Genomic DNA, 17761 nt, shown 5'->3' with positions numbered 1-17761 from the left:
TTGTCTTGATGGAGCCCTGAGTCCTTTAGCTGGCTTTCAACGCTTCCCGCGCACGCTGTGTGGTATGCATAGGTTGTGGCTTGGCCCAGTTTTCCGGCAAGTTGATGAAGTCCACCAGTTCGCGCAGCCTGCCTTGGTCACGACCATTGAAAGCGAAGGTCAGCCTCGTCAAGTGACTGAAATCACCGACCTCGTGTTCAAAACCACCGTCCCCTTGCTGATGATACTTGCCACTCAGGCGCAGGTCGGCGAAGCCTTCCTGGATGTCGTATAGCGCTGCTTCGCTCAGTGCATGGTGCATGCGGATCACGAACTGATTCTTCAGCCAGCGACTGGAGTGATAGTTGCTGTAGAACTGATTGATTTCCTCCACCGCTTCGTCGGCACTGTGTACCAGGCGCACCAGCTTGAGGTCGGTGGGCAGAATATAGCGATTCTCTTCCAACTGGCGGGTAATAAAATCCAGGCAATCGCGCCAGAACGATCCTCCGGGCGAGTCGAGCAATACCACCGGCACCAGGGGGCTCTTGCCGGTCTGGATCAGTGTCAGTACTTCCAGGGCTTCATCGAGTGTGCCGAAACCGCCCGGGCACAGCACCAGCGCATCGGCTTCCTTGACGAAAAACAGCTTGCGAATGAAGAAGAAATGGAAGGACAGCAGCTTGTCGGTGCCGTCCACCGTGGCATTGGCGTGTTGCTCGAAGGGCAGGGTGATGTTGAAACCCAGACTATGGTCGCTGCCAGCCCCTTCGTGGGCCGCCGCCATGATCCCGCCGCCGCCGCCCGTAATGACCATCAGATCGGAGCGAGCCAGGGTTGCGCCGAGTTCGCGGGCCAGAGCGTACATGGGATGCTCCAGTGGCGTGCGTGCCGAGCCGAACACGGTAACCTTGCGACGGCCCTTGTAGCGCTGCAGGGTACGGAAGGAATGGTCGAGTTCACGCAGGGCCTGCAGGGTGATCTTTGCGCTCCAGCGGTCGCTGTCGTCATGGGCCATGCGCAGGATGGTCAGTATCATGTCGCGGTACAGGGGCAGGTTCGGGCTGTTGGAAGCCACCTGCTGGAGTTGTTCGTCGATGTGGTGCAGGTCGATGCCGTTTTCTGTGAAGTAACTGGACAGGCGTTCATTTGGTAGGTAAGGCATTCAACGTCTCCTTCTGCAGCAAAACCTCTTGGACACTTCGTGTGTCACGGGCTGCCGTGGCTCGAGCATGCCACCCGAGCATTGCAGTGGGCCTGCAAGGCCGTGCTGCAGGTCGCAAAAGTCCATCTCGTTTTTCTTGGGCGTTCGCTATCAATCTAGACCCTCGGCCCTGATCGTGCCGAAGCGGATTGACCGTGGCCACTCGTCGGCACATGGCCACAGGGCCCAGGGCTTTGGTTAACTGAGATGGCGAAGGTGCTGAAGACGGGGAGGTGGCCTATGCATCGCTTGGTCATCGAGGTAGACCGGCAGCTGTATCAGCAGCTGGAACATGCAGCTCAGGTACATCATGTGAGTCTGGAGGCCGAGTGTCGGCGCAGGTTGGGGCTGCTTGAATGCCAGTCTCGCTACCTGCAGGCGATGCTGGCGGAGATGCGCGCCGATGAGGATTCGCGGCGCGCCCATGAGGATCAGCCGAGCTAGTTACTTTCTCTTGTTGCCGGCCGTGCAACTGGCTGCATCGAAAGCTTGGTCCATGACCGGCTGGTTGGTCTTGTAGACGCTGAAGCGATAGACCATGACTGCGCCCTTGGACATCAGGTTACGGTAACCATTGTTGCGGCATACGCTGTCGCCCAGCTGGCTACGCACCTGCTCAGGGTTCGCCTGCATGCGCTCGGCGTGCTCGGCACGTACGCTCAGGTGATTGACCAGCGCCTTGCCCTCGACCGTGTAGCCTTGGTCGAGGATGTCTTCATTGATGGCACGCGGCGTGCCGACGCTGCTCTCCTTGGCGACCTTCTGCAGCATTTTGTTGAGGTCGTAATCCTGCTTGGAGGCGGCCTGGGCTGCCAGCGGCAGGGCCAGCAGCAGGCTCAGGGTCGGGACGATAAGACGCAGCATGAATCTCTCCTGGTTCGTTGACTGGCGCTTTGACATGCGCCGGCAGGCGGCGTTCCATGAAACCCTGCTGGCGCGGGGATGTGTTGGCCGGCAAAGGGCGGATTATAAGGGCGCAGGGGAGCCCTTGCACGGGCAAAACATGGTCATTCTGATAGACTGGCGCTCTGTCTACTCCGAGTTACCGCAGTGTTCATTTCCTCCTTCAAAGGCTCGCCAGCATGAGCCACGCCGTAGCGCGGCTGCGCGCCGAGCGCCTGGCCCGCAGCATCAAACCCTTCATCGCCCGCGGCTCGCGTGCTGTCCGTTGCCCGGATTGCCGGGTCATCGCCAGCCATTGCCTGTGCAAATGGAAGCCCAAGGTACAGGCCGATTCGGGTGTATGCCTGCTGATGCATGACACCGAGCCATTGAAACCGACCAACACCGGCTGGCTGATCGCCGACCTGGTCGAGGACACCTCGGCGTTCGGCTGGCTGCGCACCTCGGTCGACGGACAGTTGCTGGCCCTGCTCGAACAGCCCCAATGGCAGCCCTATATCGTGTTTCCTGGCGAGTTCGTAGCCCAGGAGCGCGTGGTGACCGAGGTGGTGCGTGAACCGGGCAAGCGGCCGTTGTTCATTCTGCTCGACGCGACCTGGACCGAAGCGCGCAAGATGTTTCGCAAGAGTCCGTACCTGGACCGCTTCCCGGTGCTGAGTCTGGAAGCCGAGCAGATGTCGCGCTATCGCTTGCGCCGTTCCAAACGCGATGATCACTTCTGCACTGCCGAGGTCGCGGCGATGTGCCTGGAACTGGCCGGCGATGCGCGCGCCTCCCAGGCGCTGGACGCCTACCTGGATGTGTTCAGCCTGCATTACCTGAGTGCCAAACGGCACCTGCCGCTGGATGAGCAGGACGCGGCGCACCAGCGTTTGCATACCTTCCTATAGTCCAAGGGGCAGATGCCCCAGACTGGTTCATAATGTCGGGGCTGGCGGCCAGGGTGGCGGGTTCGGCGGGGCGTTTGGCTTGACCATCGCCAGCCGCGCTCGGCATCCTTGGTGCCGATTCCCCGCCAGGCGCCTGACCTACCCCGCCCGCGCCTGGCACAGAACAGGATCCATAGATCGATGGCCACATACGAAATCCTGATTGCCGACGACCACCCGTTGTTTCGTAGCGCATTGCGCCAGGCCGTTACCCTCGGCCTGGGCGCGGATGTACGACTGGTTGAAGTGGCGAGCATCGCCGAACTGGAAACCCGTCTGAGTGAAAAATCCGATTGGGACCTGGTCCTGCTGGATCTCAACATGCCGGGAGCCTATGGCTTCTCCGGGTTGGTCCTGTTGCGCGGACAGTATCCGCAGATCCCGGTGGTGATGGTTTCGGCCCAGGAAGAAGCGGCCGTGGTGGTCAAGTCGCGTGAGTTTGGTGCCAGCGGCTTCATCCCCAAATCCAGCGGCCTCGAAGTGATACAGGATGCGGTGAGAAAAGTGCTCGATGGCGAAGTCTGGTGGCCACCCCAGGCGTTCGAAAAAGTCGATGTCTCGGCCGAGGCCAAGGCCGCCAGCGAAGGTCTGGCCAGCCTTACCCCGCAGCAGTTCCGCGTGTTGACCATGGTCTGTGAAGGGTTGCTGAACAAGCAGATCGCCTACGAGCTGAATGTCTCCGAAGCGACCATCAAGGCCCACGTGACGGCGATCTTCCGCAAATTGGGTGTGCGTACTCGAACCCAGGCGGCGCTGCTGTTGCAACAACTGGAATCGGTTGCCAGCAACTAAGTCGCTGCCAATTCACGCTTTTTTGACCCCAGCCCAACTAGGCTGCGGGCCTTTTATCGGTGAAGGGACGCATATGTCGCCATTCAAGGGCAAGACGGGCCTCAAGCGCATTCTCAACGCGGCCGGCTATTCGCTGGACGGTCTGCGCGCGGCCTACAAAGGGGAGGCGGCGTTTCGCCAGCTGGTATTGCTCAACGTGGTGCTGATTCCCTTGGCGTTCTGGCTGTCGGTGAGCCGTGCCGAGCGAGCCATCATGATCGCGGTGTGCTTGTTGGGCCTGATCGTGGAGCTGTTCAATTCGGCAGTGGAGGCGGCTATCGATCGCATCTCGCTGGAGCGTCATCCCTTGTCGAAAAATGCCAAGGACATGGGCAGCGCCGCGCAGTTCGTAGCGTTGACCATGGTCGCCCTGGTCTGGGCGGTGATCCTGCTCTAAGCGATCGGCGGCAGCACGATTTCGTCACTGCGGGTAAAGCCCGCAGTGAAGTTGCGGCAGAGCTCGAGAAACTCGCGCATTGCCGAGGTTTGGTACTTCTGTTTATGCCAGATGAAATAGAACTGGCGCATCAGGTCCAGTTCTGGGGTTTCGACCGGCACCAAGCTGCCGCGGCGGAACGCATCGCGCAGGGCCAGGCGCGAAATGCAGCCAATGCCCAGACCGGACTCCACCGCACGCTTGATGGCCTCGGTGTGTTCCAGTTCCAGGCGGATATTCAGGTTGGCGCGGTGATGGCGCATGGCTTGGTCGAAGGTCAGCCGCGTGCCTGAACCCTGTTCACGCAGGATCCACGCTTCATGCGACAAGGTTTCGACATCGGCGCGGCCAATCGTGGCCAATGGGTGCTGCGGCGCGCAGAACACCACCAGTTCGTCTTCGACCCAAGGCTGCACTTCGAGGTCGGGGTGGTTGCAATCGCCTTCGATCAGACCCAGGTCAATTTCATAGTGGGCCACCTGTTGCACGATATGCGCCGTGTTCTGCACATGCAGCTTCACCTGGCTTTCCGGGTGCACCTGCATGAAGCTGCCGATCAGCAGGGTGGCTAGGTAGTTGCCGATGGTCAGGGTCGCGCCGACCGCCAGCGAGCCGAAACCGGACTTACCGTTGAGCAGGTCTTCGATTTCCTTGGCCTGGTCGAGCAGCGCCACGGCCTGGGGCAGCAGTTGATGGCCCAGGGCGTTGAGCGCCAGGCGTTTGCCGGCGCGGTCGAACAGCTGGCAGCTCGATTGGCGCTCGAGTTCGGTGATCGAGGTGCTGGCGGCCGATTGTGAGAGCGCCAACACGCTGGCAGCGCGCGACACGCTCTGGTGCTGGGCGACGGCGACGAAAACCTGCAGTTGACGGAGAGTGAATCGCATATCGATATAACCGATAACACATATCTTGATAATTCAGTTAACAGATATTGTCGCTGCCCCTAAACTATCGCGCAACTGCGCGTCTCGCGCGCTGCGTTTTTCTTCAGGAGCCCCCCTAGATGAGCAACATGAACCACGAACGTGTCCTCAGTGTGCACCACTGGAACGACACCCTGTTCAGCTTCAAGTGCACCCGCGATCCGGGCCTGCGCTTCGAGAACGGTCAGTTCGTGATGATCGGCCTGCAACAAGACAACGGCCGTCCGCTCATGCGCGCCTACTCCATCGCTTCGCCGAACTGGGAAGAGCACCTGGAGTTCTTCAGCATCAAGGTCCCGGACGGCCCGCTGACCTCTCAGCTGCAGCACCTGAAGGAAGGCGATGAGATCATCATCAGCAAAAAGCCGACCGGTACCCTGGTACTGGACGATCTGAACCCAGGCAAGCACCTGTACCTGTTGAGCACCGGTACCGGTCTGGCGCCGTTCATGAGCGTCATCCAGGACCCGGAAACCTACGAGCGTTTCGAGAAGGTCATCCTGGTCCACGGCGTGCGCTACGTGAACGAAGTGGCCTACCGCGAGTTCATTACCGAGCACCTGCCGCAGAACGAGTTCTTCGGCGAGGCGGTACGCGACAAGCTGATCTACTACCCGACCGTGACCCGTGAGCCGTTCGAGAACCAGGGTCGTCTGACCGACCTGATGCGCAGCGGTAAGCTGTTCAGCGACATCGGCCTGCCACCGATCAACCCCCAGGACGACCGCGCCATGATCTGCGGCAGCCCGAGCATGCTCGATGAAACCAGCGAAGTGCTGGACAGCTTTGGCTTGAAGATCTCTCCGCGCATGCGTGAGCCAGGTGACTACCTGATCGAGCGCGCTTTCGTCGAGAAGTAAGACGAACGCCGTGACGAAAAAACGCAGACCTTGGTCTGCGTTTTTTATGCTCATCGACTTCTGCTTTCAGCGTTCGCGGACCACTTCCAGTATGCGGATCAAATCCGCCTGCGGATAATGCCACCTGACCTGCACATCCCAGAACTTCACGCCATACACCCGCTCTGGCGACGGCACCTGATAAGCCGGTCGCGGGTCCTGGGCCAGGCACTGCTCGATCAGCTCTACCAGCGGTTCAGACAGGCGCAAGGCATGTGCGCGAGCCTGGGGCAGGGCATTGTCGTGCCACTGCACGGCAATCGACGGCGGGGCTTCGCTGGCCATCTGGTTGCGCGCATCGCCGACGCTGTCGGCATAGGGCACGTAGGGCTTGATGTCGAGGACTGGGGTGCCATCGAGCAGGTCGATGCCCGAGAGCCGCAGGCGTCCGGGTTCGACACCTTCCAGGCGTACCACCGACTGGCCGATACCGTTGGGGCGGTGGGTAGCGCGGGTGGCGAACACCCCCATGCTTTTGTTGCCACCCAGCCGTGGCGGGCGCACCTTGAGCCTGGGTTTATCCTCCAGGGCCTGGTGGAACAGGAACAGAATCCAGATGTGGCTGACCTGCTCGAGACCGGCGACCGCGTCGCCCTGGTCGAAAGGCGGTATCAGTTCCACTACCCCGCGGGCCGCAGGCGCCAGGTGCGGCTGGCGTGGAATGGCGAACTTCTCCTTGAAGCAGGAGCGCACGATGCCGACCGCTGAAACCGAATGCTGCATGCTCGTTCAGCCACGCACGCGCAGGGTCAGGCCCTTGAGGAAGTTGCGCAGCAACTGATCGCCGCAGGGGCGGTAGTTGTCATGCCCAGCTTTGCGGAACAGGGCACTGAGCTCTGGCTTGGACACAGGAAAGTTCACTGACTTCAGGATCGCATGGAGGTCGTCTTCCTTGAGCTCGAAGGCGACTCGCAGCTTCTTGAGTATGGTGTTGTTGGTCACCGGCAGCTCGACTGGCTGCGGCGCACGGCTGTCATCCTTGCCGCGGCGATGGATCACCAGGCCGTCGAGAAAGTGCGCCATGACCCGTTCCGGGCAGCGCACGAAGCCTGCCTCGTCTTCCTTCTTCAGGTAGGTGGCAAGAACCACCGGATTAACCTCGAGGCCGGACAGCGCGATGATCTCGGCCATCTTGGCGTCGTTCACCTTGAGCATGTAGCGCAGGCTGCGCAGGACATCGTTGTGGTTCATGTGACTCGGATCCTGTTCAGAGCCGCGCCTCCAGGCACGGCGGCATTGCTTAGAAACGTTCGGTGCTGGCGACGTAGCGCCACTGACCCATCGGCAGTTTGCCCATGGGCACGCCACCCAGACGAATGCGGCGCATGCCAACGACCTCCAGGCGCAGATAGGCGCACAGTTCGGCGATCTGACCGGGCTGTGGGTTCTTCAAGGCCACGCGCAGGTGGGTCTCGTTCTGCCAGCTGGCCTTGGCCTTGGGCAACTCCCGATCATTGCGCGTAGCCCCGCGGGCCAAGCGCTCGAGAGCCTGAGGGGTCGTTTGACCGCGCACTTCGATGATGTATTCCTGCTCCATGCGCCGCATGTCAGCGTCGAGCTTGCGGCTGACCCGCCAGTCCTGAGTGAACAACTGCAGGCCGCTGGCGCCGCGCTCCAGCGGTGCCACGCAGGTGAGCCGGGAGAAGTGTCCGTGCAACGGGCGCACACCTTCGCGGTGGGCCTCGCTGAGGTTGGTCATGTTCAGGCTGGCGCGCGCAGTTTCGCTGTCCACGCCCGCTGCCTGGTGCAGGAGCAGGGTCACTGGTTCCAGGGCTTCGGCGCGGGCGCCAGGCAGCAACTCGATACGCTGGGTATCGACCTTGAACTGCGGTTGCTCGACCACCACGCCATCGACTGTGACCCAACCGCCTTCGATATACAGCTCGGCTTCGCGGCGTGAGCAGCCGAGTTGCTCGATAAGGCGTTTGGACAAGCGCACCGGTTCGGACATGACAGCGATTCACAAGACAGGAAGAGACCTGCATTGTACCTGTCTGCTCACACAAGGTGACGGGAATCGATGGCAATTACGCCATTTGCAAGATATTGCACGGCATCGCCGACGCCGGTCCTAGGCGTAGGTACGCCTTCGACGCATGTGCAGCAATGGGTACGGCTGACCCAGACCGTCGGTCTCCGAGCGCCCCACCACCTCGAACCCCTCATGCAGGTAGAACCCGAGAGCCTGGGCATTCTGCTCGTTGACGTCCAAGCGTTCAGCATTGAGCTCGGTCACGGCGTAGCGCAGCAGTCGTTTGCCCACGCCTTGCCCACGGTATTGCGGTGCGACGAAAAGCATGGCGACCTGGCCGTTGGCGACTCCGGCGAAGCCGCAGATACGTTGGTGGGCATCCTTGCAGCAGATCAACATCACGGCATTCAGGTAGCGGCGCAGGACCTGCTCGCGCAGCAGCACGATGTAGTACTCGGGCAGAAAATCGTGTGTTGCGCGCACCGAGGCCTCCCACACTTCCACCAGTTCGGGAAAGTCGCCTGGGTGCGGGGTTTGCAACGTCAGTAGTGCGTGCATGCGGAACTTCCTCCAATGCCATAAAGCAAACATAGATGTAAAAGTCCGCACCGCCAGGGCGATGCCGCAGGTGCTTGTCGCTGACATCGATCGCTTCAATGAGAACGCGTCCCTCCTTCTGCAGTATTCCGGGTGTGACCGCTGGTCGTCTCCCGCATGCGCCGCTTGAACACCCGATGAAGGAGGTCTATTACTAAAGCGTGGGAAAAATTCCCACACAATAAAAAGTAAAAGCCTACGAACGACTACGTGATTTGGCGTCCCATCGCGGTGATGACCAGGAGACGGAAAATGCAGATTCATTGGCTGTTCAAGCGGGCTCTATTGGCGGTAGCCGTTGCTGGCGTACTGTCGACCGCCATGGTTTTGGTTCCTGACTCGATTTCAAGCGGTTCCAGCGCCTTTGCCAAAGATGGCGGCGGCGGCGGTGGCCACGGTGGCGGCGGCGGTGGTGGTCATGGCGGCGGTGGTGGTGGCCACGGCGGTGGCGGCGGTGGCGGTGGCCACGGCGGCGGCGGCGGTGGTGGTGGCCACGGCGGCGGTGGCCATGGCGGCGGCAGCGGTGGCGGTGGCCATGGCGGTGGCAGCGGTGGCGGTGGCCACGGCGGTGGCAGCGGAAGTGGCGGTCACGGTGGGAGTGGCGGAGGCAGTGGTCACGCCGGCTCGGGCGATAGTGGCGGTGGTCACGATTCGGGCCGCGGCCACGACGGTAACTCCAACTCTGGGCGCAGCAGCAATCATGCTGAGCGTGGTGATGATCACGGTAACCACGTCGGTGGTGAACCCGGTGACGACCATGGCAACCACGTTGGCGGTGAACCCGGTGATGATCATGGCAATCATGTTGGCGGTGAGCCTGGCGATGACCATGGCAATCACGTGGGTGGTGAACCTGGTGATGATCATGGCAATCATGTGGGTGGCGAACCGGGCGATGACCGCGGTGCTCATGCCGGGGGCGAAGCCGGGGACGACAACAGCCGGAGCTGACAGGCCGTGATGGGCGGTGGCCGCCTGGACCACAAGTGCAGTGAGCGCTGACGACCTATTCCTAAACTATGGAGGGAAGTGGATACATATCGTGTGGGATGTTTTCCCGCGACATATACTGCTTTCGTCTGTCAAGGAACGCGCTCAATGCAACCGCCTACGCAATCTCCCTCTATGTTAAGTGCGCTGCGCCGGGTCGTTCGACCTTTGGTGCGGCTCATGTTGCGCAAAGGGGTCACCTACACGATGTTCGCCGACCTGCTCAAGGAAGTATTCGTCGATGTGGCCCACCGTGAATTTCGTCTGGATGACAAGGTCCCGAGTGATAGCCGCATCAGCCTGCTTACCGGGGTACATCGCAAGGATGTCCGGCGCTTGCGCGCCGAGGGTGACGCTGCGCCTGAGACGCTGCCGGAAAACATCACCCTCGGCGCCCAACTTGTGACTGCCTGGACCACCTGCCGACCATTTTGCAACGAGGCCGGCCAAGCGTTGCCGCTCCCGCGGTTGAGCAGTGTCGGTGGGGACTTTTCTTTCGATGCCTTGGTGGCCAGGATCAGCACGGATATCCGTGGGCGGGTGGTGCTCGATGAATGGTTGCGACTGGGTGTTGTGCGGGTCGATGATCAGGACTGCGTACACCTCGAGGCCCAGGCCTTCGTTCCGCAGAAGGGCTTCGATGAAAAGGCTGCCTATTTCGGCCACAACCTGCATGATCACGCCAGCGCGGCGGTGCACAACCTGAGCGATGAAGGCCCGCCGTTTTTCGAGCGCAGCGTGCACTACGATGCATTGACACCTGCCAGTGTGGCTATCCTGCGTGAGGCCGTGGCCCATGACGGCATGCGCATGTTGCTGGATTTCAGCCGCAGCGCTGCGGACCTCGAAAGCGCCGATGTACCGGCACCAGAGCAACGCCAGCGCATCACCATCGGGCTCTATTTCTATTCCGAACCGACCGACTCAGTGTCGTCGAAGTCGCCTAACCCATGAATGCCCTGTTGCGCCGCCTCAGTGTCGCCTTCCTGACCCTGGTTCTTGGGGTAAGCCTGGGGGCGCCCATGGCTGCGCAGGCCGCGCCAGTATGCGTCAGTCGTGACGAATTAGGCATGGCAGGAGCCGCTCAGATGCAGTATCCGGGCGGTAGCGGCGGTACGGGCGCGCGTACTGATAATGGTGGCGTGGGTGGCACTGGCGCTCCATTGCGCAAACGTCCTGGTGGCACCGGCGGTACCGGGGCGGTGGCCGAGGGTGTGGATGATGGTGTCTACGAGCGTGACAACGGCGGAGTCGGCGGCACCGGTGCACCCATCCTCAGCCCAGGCGGCACAGGCGGTACCGGTATCGTCGGCACCATCACCGGGTTTGCTTCGATCTGTGTGAACGGCCTGGAAGTGCACTTCGGCAAGGATGTGCCGGTCAGTGAGAATGGCGTCGCTTCCAGCACTGATCACCTGGCGATAGGGCAGGTGGTCGCAGTGGAAGCGTTTGCCAGCAATCGTGGTCTGCAAGCGGGGCGTATTTCCATCCTGAACGTCTTCGAGGGGCCCCTGACCTCGATGCCCAATGCTTCGGCTCCGCTGCGGGTGATGGGCCAGCCGGTGCGGCTTGCGCCAGGGGCGCGGGTCGCCGAAGGGCTACGCCCGGGCGATCCCGTCAAAGTCAGTGGTCTACGCGATGCCAGTGGTGCTGTGGTGGCGAGTCGTATCGCCCGAGCACCAGGGCTCAAACAGGCCAGCGCCATTGGTTCGGTCGACCGTAGCGGAACCCTCCAGGGTCTGAAACTGGGAAGCCGAGTCGCGCCGACGGCTGACGTGCTGGTCCGCGGGCAGTGGACCGGCGGCCAGCTACAGGTCGCGCAAAGCCGTCCCGACCCGAGCCTGCCATTCACCGGTCGTGTGCATCAGGCGGTCATCGAAGGCCTGGTACAGCGCCGCCAAGATGGCCAACTGGTGATCGCTGGGGTTCAAGTGACATTGGGGCGCGACACTGTATTCGTTGGCAAGCACGCCGCCGCCCTAGCCGTCGATCAACGATTGCGGATCAGCGGAGTGTTCAGTGGTTCGCGGGAAATTCGCGCCACGCGCGTGGAGTTCCATGAAGCCCGTATCGACGGTTCGGAAAGAGGCCGGGGCGGGCACCAAGGCGAGCAGGATGACAGGAGTTCGGACCACTCGAGCAACAGCGGTGCTAGTGGCAGTGGTCACAGTGCGCACAGTGGCAGCAGTGAGAGGCACGTGGATGGACGCTCGCAGGACGTGGATGACGATCATGGCCCGTCAGAAATCGGGGACACATCGGGTCGTTCTGGGCACCCCGAGGCTGTAGATCTCTCTGGAAGCAGCGGAAGTGGTCGTTCCGAAAGGGGGGAAAAGGTCGAGGTCGAGAAAGCGGAGGAGATCGAGAAGGCCGAACGCAAGGAAGTTGAGAAGGCGGAAAAGATCGAGAAAGCCGAGAAGGTTGAAAAGGCGGAGAAGGTCGAAAAAGCGGAAAAGGCCGAGAAGGTTGAAAAAGTCGAGAAAGTTGAGAAGGTAGAGAAAGTCGAGAAAGTAGAGAAAGTAGAGAAAGTAGAGAAAGTAGAGAAAGTAGAAAAGCCCGAGAAGGTGGAGAAAGTTGAAAAGGTAGAGAAAGTCGAGAAGGTGGAAAAAGTCGAAAGGCCTGACAAGGTCGAAAAAAACGAAAAGGTCGAGCGACCCGAACGATCCGGGCGTTAGTTTCTACCTGGCGACGCCTTCCAGGCCAGCGATTAGCAACTAGGCTGGGTACATCCGACACCACTTCCTGACAGGATATCGAGGTGCAGATGAGACCCATGCTTCCTCTGTTGGCCGGCCTGTTGTCGGGCATCGGCCTGTCGGCCTCCGCCGATACCTTCAGCACCGCTGTAGGCCTGGATTATTCCAGTGGCGACTATGGTACTGGCACCACGTCGGAAATCTGGTACCTGCCAGTGGTGGCGAAGTACGAAACCGGTCCCATGACCTATAAAGTCACCGTACCTTGGCTGCACATCACCAATCCTGAAGTCGGGCCCGATGGCGATCCACTGCCCGGGGGCTGTCGGGATGTCGAAAGTGGACTGGGTGACACTGTCGCCAGCGCCGCTTATGCACTGCTCGATGGCAACCGCAATGGCGTTTTTCTCGACCTCATTGGCAAGGTCAAGTTTCCCACAGCAGATGAGGATCAGTGCCTGGGTACCGGTGAATACGACTACACCGCCCAGGTCGATCTCGCCAAGGCGTTTGGCCCGGTGACAGGCTTCGCCACCTTGGGCTGGAAGAAATACGGCGATCCGCCCGGCAGTGATTTCGATGATCCGATCTTCGCCAGCCTGGGCTTCGCCTTCCCGCTGGTGGCTGGCACCACGGCAGGCGCTTCTTACGATTGGCGGCAGAAAGTGGTTTCCACAGGATCACAGATCAAGGAACTGACCCTGTTTCTCACCCACAAGCTCAACCAGCAGTGGAAGATCCAGTTGTACGCGGTCAAGGGCTTTTCCGATGCGAGCCCGGATGGCGAGGGCGGCCTGATGCTGTTCCATACATTCTGATGCAATGGGTCGGGTCCACACGGAAAAAGCCCCTGGTCCCGCACCGCTTTGTTCAAGCGTGCGGGGCCAGGGGCTTTTCAGTCCGGCTACCGGCTTAGATAGGCTCAGCCCACATATCGTATTCGTCGGCATCGACCACGCGGCAGCGGACCTTGTCGCCTGGCTTGAAGCCATGGTTGCCATCGATGAACACACTGCCGTCGATCTCCGGTGCATCGAAGAAGCTGCGGCCAACCGAGCCTTGCTCCTCGACTTCGTCGATCAGCACGTCGATCTCCTTGCCGATGCGCAGTTGCAGGCGTGCGGCGCTGATCGCCTGCTGGTGGGCCATGAAGCGGTCCCAGCGATCCTGCTTGACGTCATCAGGTACTTCCTCCAGGCCCAGGTCGTTGGCCGGTGCGCCTTCGACCGGCGAATACTGGAAGCAGCCGACGCGGTCGAGTTGGGCTTCGGTCAGCCAGTCGAGCAGGTATTGGAAGTCTTCCTCGGTCTCGCCTGGGAAGCCGACGATGAAGGTGGAGCGGATCACCAGCTCCGGGCACTGTTCGCGCCAGTTCTTGATACGCGCCAGGGTGCGATCCTCAAAAGCCGGACGCTTCATCGACTTGAGCACCTTGGGGCTGGCGTGCTGGAACGGGATGTCCAGGTACGGCAGGATCTTGCCGGCGGCCATCAGCGGGATCACGTCGTCGACGTTCGGGTAAGGGTACACATAGTGCAGGCGCACCCACGCGCCCAGGCTGCTCAGGGCCTCGCACAGCTCGAGCATGCGGGTCTTGACCGGGCGGCCATTCCAGAAGTCGGTCTTGTACTTGACGTCCACGCCATAGGCGCTGGTGTCCTGGGAGATCACCAGGATCTCTTTGACGCCGGCTTTGACCAGGCGTTCGGCCTCGCTGAGCACTTCGCCAACGGGACGGCTGACCAGCTTGCCGCGCATGGACGGGATGATGCAGAAGCTGCAGCTGTGGTTGCAGCCTTCGGATATCTTCAGGTAAGCGTAGTGACGCGGGGTCAGCTTGACGCCCTGTGGCGGCACCAGGTCGATCAGCGGGTTGTGGTCCTGGCGCGGCGGCACGACTTCGTGCACGGCGTTGACCACCTGCTCGTACTGCTGTGGGCCGGTGACCGACAGCACGCTCGGGTGCACGTCACGAATATTGCCTTCCTCGACACCCATGCAGCCGGTGACGATGACCTTGCCGTTTTCCTTGATCGCTTCGCCGATCACTTCCAGCGACTCGGCCTTGGCGCTGTCGATGAAGCCGCAGGTGTTGACCACCACCACGTCGGCGTCCTCGTAGGTGGGCACGACTTCATAGCCTTCCATGCGCAGCTGGGTCAGGATGCGCTCGGAATCGACCAGGGCCTTCGGGCAACCCAGGGAAACGAAGCCGACCTTCGGCGTGGCGGGAGTGGTGGACATGGCTAACCTCGGTATTGAATGCAGGTCGCCCGGCCGCTGACGGGGGCGATCTCGACGGGCGCTGCTGGCGCCTCTGATCAAAAAGTGCGCAATTCTAGCGAGCAGGAGGGCGCTTGACCAGCAGAATTACGACGAACGCTGAGCCGCTGCAGCGGCGTGCATACTCCGACTATCACAACGGCTGGATATACCGTGCTGCCGCTTTGGTCGCGCCGCCGTGCAACGGTAGCCTGCGAGAAAGAAAGCGGAACTCAGCCGGCGAATGAGTAATAACTAACTGGGAACCCGCTGTGTTCGAGGCTTATGGTTAAACGGCAGAACTGAACCGACAGTTGTAATTGGATGCATGAAAAAGCCCGCGACTGCGGGCTTTTGAGTACCTAGCTCAAGGCCGCAAGTACATGCACAGGATCGTTATGAATCGCCCGGAGTAAGGCCCGAGCCGGACCTTCAGGCTCGCGACGGCCTTGTTCCCAATTACGCAATGTCCCTACTGCGACATCGATACGTTTGGCGAACATAGCCTGGGAAAGGCCGGTAGCTTGACGAATCTTTTTGACCTGAAGCGCGTCTACGTGGAATTCACGCGATGGCTGACGCTCACCCCGATCGATCTCATCCATCTGAGTCATGCTTTCCACAAGACGATCGAAGAGATTCTTCTCCATTATTTCCACCCTTTGTTGAGCGCGCGAAGTTGCGCTTTCTGACTATTGGTCAAGGTATCCATGATCCCCTTGCGATAGATCAGAATCATTCGAATCTGATGGGCTGCTGTGACATGGTAGTAAATCACTCGAACACCGCCGCTTTTGCCTTTGCCCTTGGCAGCCCAACGGATTTTCCTAAGACCACCTGTGTCCTCTAAGAGCGACCCTGCCTCCGGATGCTCTGCAAGGTATGCCTGCAATGCCCGATACGCTTCATCATCCAGGTGTTCCTTCACCTCTGAGGTGAAAACCGGCGTTTCGATGAAGATCATGCAGTCCCTTTGTGTGCGCCATTGGCGTACAGAGATTTTAGGGCGTCCCTCAGGAGTATGCAACGATTTGCTAAGCGCTTTGATTTGGCAGGGCAACGGCCGCTTGACCAGCAGAATTACGACGAACGCTGCGCTATGCTTCGCGGCACTGCGCCCAGGGTTCTGCAAGGCCTCGGCGACAGGAGAATTTCAAGGGCCTTGATGGCCGTCTGCGGGAGTGGTCGATGGTTCAGGCAAGCAGTCACGCCGAAGGCGGGCAGGCTGGGAAGCACAGTGGGGCGCGGTCGATCGGCCTGCTCGTGGCAGCGGTAGGGGTCGTATATGGCGATATCGGGACCAGCCCTCTCTATACCCTCAAGGAGGTCTTTACCGGCGGCTATGGCGTGCCGGTGAATCATGATGGTGTGCTGGGCATCCTTTCGTTGATTCTCTGGTCGCTGCTGTGGGTGGTGTCTTTCAAGTACGTGATGTTCATCCTGCGCGCCGATAACCAGGGGGAGGGCGGCACCATGGCACTGACCGCCCTGGCCCGCGGCGCGACGGCGGCCTACCCGCGGCTGCGCGGGTTGATGGTCATCTGCGGTCTGATCGGCGCTTCGCTGTTTTACGGCGACAGCATGATCACCCCAGCGGTATCGGTACTTTCGGCAATCGAAGGGGTGGGTCTGGCCGTCGATGGGATCGACCACTGGGTCGTGCCGCTGTCGCTGCTGGTGCTGGTCGCATTGTTCCTGGTGCAGAAACACGGCACCGAGCAGATCGGCAAGCTGTTCGGCCCGATCATGGTCACTTGGTTCCTGGTGCTGGCCGCGTTGGGAGTGCATGGCATCTCCCAGAGCCCTGAAGTATTGAAGGCGTTCAACCCGGCGTGGGCGGTTAACTTCTTCGTGGTGCATCCCGGCCTGGGCGTGACGATTCTCGGCGCCGTGGTGCTGGCGCTGACCGGCGCCGAGGCCCTGTACGCCGACATGGGGCACTTCGGCCGCCAGCCGATCGCCCGCGCCTGGTTCGCCCTGGTGTTACCGGCATTGGTGCTGAACTATTTCGGTCAGGGAGCGCTACTGCTGCAAGACCCAGAGGCCGCGCGCAACCCGTTTTATCTGCTGGCACCGAGCTGGGCACTGCTGCCGCTGGTCGGGCTGGCGACCATGGCCACGGTCATCGCCTCCCAAGCGGTGATATCCGGGGCTTTCTCCCTGACCCGTCAGGCGATTCAGCTTGGCTACATCCCGCGCATGCAGATCCAGCACACTTCGAGTGCCGAGCAGGGACAGATCTACATCGGTGCAGTGAACTGGACACTGATGGTCGGCGTGATACTGCTGGTGATCGGCTTCGAATCGTCCGGCGCCCTGGCGGCAGCTTATGGCGTGGCCGTGACCGGCACCATGTTGATGACCACGATCCTGGTGGCCTCGGTCATGTTGCTGCAATGGAAATGGCCGCCGCTGCTGGCGGTGCCGATCCTGCTGGGTTTTCTGCTGGTCGATGGGCTGTTCTTCGCCGCCAACGTGCCGAAGATCGCCCAGGGCGGCGCATTCCCGGTACTGGCTGGCGGTGTGCTGTTCCTGTTGATGAGTACCTGGAAGCGTGGCAAACAGATACTGGTCGAGCGCATCGATGAAGCTGCGCTGCCGCTGCCGGTGTTCATCGCCAGCATCCGTGTGCAGCCGCCGCACCGGGTCGAGGGCACGGCGATATTCCTGACCGCGCGGCCCGATGCCGTGCCCCATGCGCTGTTGCACAACATGCTGCACAACCAGGTATTGCACAGCCAGGTGGTGCTCTTGACGGTGGTGAGCGAAGATCGGCCACGCGTGCCGGAGCAGGAGCGTTTCGAGGTCGAGGCATACGGTGACGGCTTCTTCCGCGTGCTGCTGCACTTCGGCTTCATGGACGAGCCGGATGTACCGGCGGCCTTGAAGTTGTGCCATCTGGAGGAACTGGACTTCAGCCCTATGCGCACCACCTATTTCCTCAGCCGGGAAACGGTGATCGCTTCACGATTGGAAGGCATGTCGCGTTGGCGCGGGAATCTATTCGCCTTCTTGTTGAAGAATGCCAACGGCAATCTGCGTTTCTTCAACCTGCCGTTGAACCGGGTGATCGAATTGGGAACCCAGGTCGAGATCTAGGTGATGCCGTGATCGCCGGCAAGCCGGCTCCTACAGGATGT

The 17761-nt window shown here is 60.9% G+C and carries 20 protein-coding genes; 10 read left to right on the top strand and 10 right to left on the bottom strand.

Annotated features, from left to right (window positions below; all coding sequences use genetic code 11):
* Positions 1 to 25 precede the first annotated feature (25 nt).
* Positions 26 to 1144 (bottom strand): TIGR00730 family Rossman fold protein, encoded by a 1119-nt coding sequence (locus KY379_RS06780; protein ID WP_133325929.1) that lies wholly within the window; start codon positions 1142 to 1144, stop codon positions 26 to 28.
* A 279-nt stretch (positions 1145 to 1423) separates the two neighbouring features.
* On the opposite strand from KY379_RS06780, the gene KY379_RS06775 reads away from it, so the two are divergent.
* Positions 1424 to 1627, top strand: a complete 204-nt coding sequence (locus tag KY379_RS06775) for a hypothetical protein (RefSeq protein ID WP_133325927.1) — start codon at positions 1424 to 1426, stop codon at positions 1625 to 1627.
* Here KY379_RS06775 and KY379_RS06770 read toward each other — a convergent pair whose 3' ends face one another.
* A complete protein-coding gene (locus KY379_RS06770; protein ID WP_133325925.1) occupies positions 1628 to 2047 on the bottom strand; it encodes a quorum-sensing-regulated virulence factor family protein in 420 nt (139 codons plus the stop codon).
* Positions 2048 to 2265: 218 nt separating this feature from the next.
* Here KY379_RS06770 and KY379_RS06765 point away from each other — a divergent pair, with 218 nt between their 5' ends.
* From KY379_RS06765 to KY379_RS06755, 3 genes are all read left to right on the top strand, one after another.
* Complete coding sequence (locus KY379_RS06765; protein WP_133325923.1) at positions 2266 to 2976, top strand: tRNA-uridine aminocarboxypropyltransferase; 711 nt, start codon at positions 2266 to 2268, stop codon at positions 2974 to 2976.
* A gap of 180 nt (positions 2977 to 3156) precedes the next feature.
* On the top strand, positions 3157 to 3807 hold the full coding sequence (gene erdR, locus KY379_RS06760; RefSeq protein WP_133325921.1) for a response regulator transcription factor ErdR: 651 nt from the start codon (positions 3157 to 3159) through the stop codon (positions 3805 to 3807).
* Positions 3808 to 3880: 73 nt separating this feature from the next.
* The gene (locus KY379_RS06755) at positions 3881 to 4243 is read left to right on the top strand and encodes a diacylglycerol kinase (protein WP_133325919.1); all 363 of its coding nucleotides are present in this window, start codon (positions 3881 to 3883) and stop codon (positions 4241 to 4243) included.
* On the opposite strand, the gene finR is transcribed toward KY379_RS06755, so the two are convergent.
* On the bottom strand, positions 4240 to 5166 hold the full coding sequence (finR, locus tag KY379_RS06750; protein ID WP_133325917.1) for a LysR family transcriptional regulator FinR: 927 nt from the start codon (positions 5164 to 5166) through the stop codon (positions 4240 to 4242). The genes KY379_RS06755 and finR overlap by 4 nt on opposite strands.
* Positions 5167 to 5285: 119 nt before the next feature.
* Between finR and fpr the strand changes: the two genes are divergently transcribed.
* Positions 5286 to 6065 carry a ferredoxin-NADP reductase gene (fpr, locus tag KY379_RS06745; RefSeq protein WP_023381933.1) on the top strand — a complete coding sequence of 260 codons (780 nt, stop codon included), beginning with the start codon at positions 5286 to 5288 and terminating at the stop codon, positions 6063 to 6065.
* A 66-nt stretch (positions 6066 to 6131) separates the two neighbouring features.
* On the opposite strand, the gene tsaA is transcribed toward fpr, so the two are convergent.
* From tsaA to KY379_RS06725, 4 genes are all read right to left on the bottom strand, one after another.
* A complete protein-coding gene (gene tsaA / locus KY379_RS06740) occupies positions 6132 to 6827 on the bottom strand; it encodes a tRNA (N6-threonylcarbamoyladenosine(37)-N6)-methyltransferase TrmO (protein ID WP_196172186.1) in 696 nt (231 codons plus the stop codon).
* Between the two features lie 6 nt (positions 6828 to 6833).
* Positions 6834 to 7295 carry a DUF1456 family protein gene (locus KY379_RS06735; RefSeq protein ID WP_133325913.1) on the bottom strand — a complete coding sequence of 154 codons (462 nt, stop codon included), beginning with the start codon at positions 7293 to 7295 and terminating at the stop codon, positions 6834 to 6836.
* Positions 7296 to 7344: 49 nt separating this feature from the next.
* Positions 7345 to 8055 (bottom strand): rRNA pseudouridine synthase, encoded by a 711-nt coding sequence (locus KY379_RS06730; RefSeq protein ID WP_133325911.1) that lies wholly within the window; start codon positions 8053 to 8055, stop codon positions 7345 to 7347.
* 120 nt (positions 8056 to 8175) lie between these two features.
* On the bottom strand, positions 8176 to 8634 hold the full coding sequence (locus KY379_RS06725; protein ID WP_133325909.1) for a GNAT family N-acetyltransferase: 459 nt from the start codon (positions 8632 to 8634) through the stop codon (positions 8176 to 8178).
* A 291-nt stretch (positions 8635 to 8925) separates the two neighbouring features.
* Here KY379_RS06725 and KY379_RS06720 point away from each other — a divergent pair, with 291 nt between their 5' ends.
* From KY379_RS06720 to KY379_RS06705, 4 genes are all read left to right on the top strand, one after another.
* The gene (locus KY379_RS06720) at positions 8926 to 9624 is read left to right on the top strand and encodes a hypothetical protein (RefSeq protein WP_261239511.1); all 699 of its coding nucleotides are present in this window, start codon (positions 8926 to 8928) and stop codon (positions 9622 to 9624) included.
* Positions 9625 to 9771: 147 nt separating this feature from the next.
* Positions 9772 to 10617, top strand: a complete 846-nt coding sequence (locus KY379_RS06715) for a DUF6502 family protein (protein ID WP_133327833.1) — start codon at positions 9772 to 9774, stop codon at positions 10615 to 10617.
* Positions 10614 to 12338: a DUF5666 domain-containing protein gene (locus tag KY379_RS06710; RefSeq protein WP_409977263.1), complete on the top strand. Its 1725-nt coding sequence runs from the start codon at positions 10614 to 10616 to the stop codon at positions 12336 to 12338. The genes KY379_RS06715 and KY379_RS06710 overlap by 4 nt, the downstream gene beginning before the upstream one ends.
* 89 nt (positions 12339 to 12427) lie before the next feature.
* On the top strand, positions 12428 to 13177 hold the full coding sequence (locus KY379_RS06705) for a hypothetical protein (RefSeq protein WP_133327837.1): 750 nt from the start codon (positions 12428 to 12430) through the stop codon (positions 13175 to 13177).
* Positions 13178 to 13271: 94 nt separating this feature from the next.
* Here the strand turns inward: KY379_RS06705 and rimO are convergent, their stop codons facing one another.
* From rimO to KY379_RS06690, 3 genes are all read right to left on the bottom strand, one after another.
* On the bottom strand, positions 13272 to 14603 hold the full coding sequence (rimO, locus tag KY379_RS06700; protein WP_133327839.1) for a 30S ribosomal protein S12 methylthiotransferase RimO: 1332 nt from the start codon (positions 14601 to 14603) through the stop codon (positions 13272 to 13274).
* Between the two features lie 380 nt (positions 14604 to 14983).
* The gene (locus KY379_RS06695; protein ID WP_133327844.1) at positions 14984 to 15271 is read right to left on the bottom strand and encodes a helix-turn-helix domain-containing protein; all 288 of its coding nucleotides are present in this window, start codon (positions 15269 to 15271) and stop codon (positions 14984 to 14986) included.
* Complete coding sequence (locus tag KY379_RS06690; protein WP_133327846.1) at positions 15271 to 15585, bottom strand: hypothetical protein; 315 nt, start codon at positions 15583 to 15585, stop codon at positions 15271 to 15273. The genes KY379_RS06695 and KY379_RS06690 overlap by 1 nt, the downstream gene beginning before the upstream one ends.
* Before the next feature lie 224 nt (positions 15586 to 15809).
* Between KY379_RS06690 and KY379_RS06685 the strand changes: the two genes are divergently transcribed.
* Positions 15810 to 17720 carry a potassium transporter Kup gene (locus KY379_RS06685; RefSeq protein WP_261239514.1) on the top strand — a complete coding sequence of 637 codons (1911 nt, stop codon included), beginning with the start codon at positions 15810 to 15812 and terminating at the stop codon, positions 17718 to 17720.
* The last annotated feature ends 41 nt before the right edge of the window (positions 17721 to 17761 follow it).

Origin of the sequence: Pseudomonas sp. HD6422 (assembly GCF_025377065.1) — a bacterium.
GTDB lineage: Bacteria > Pseudomonadota > Gammaproteobacteria > Pseudomonadales > Pseudomonadaceae > Aquipseudomonas > Aquipseudomonas putida_U.
The sequence above is the reverse complement of the archived record's forward strand: the minus strand, read 5'-3'. Positions and strand labels throughout refer to the sequence as shown.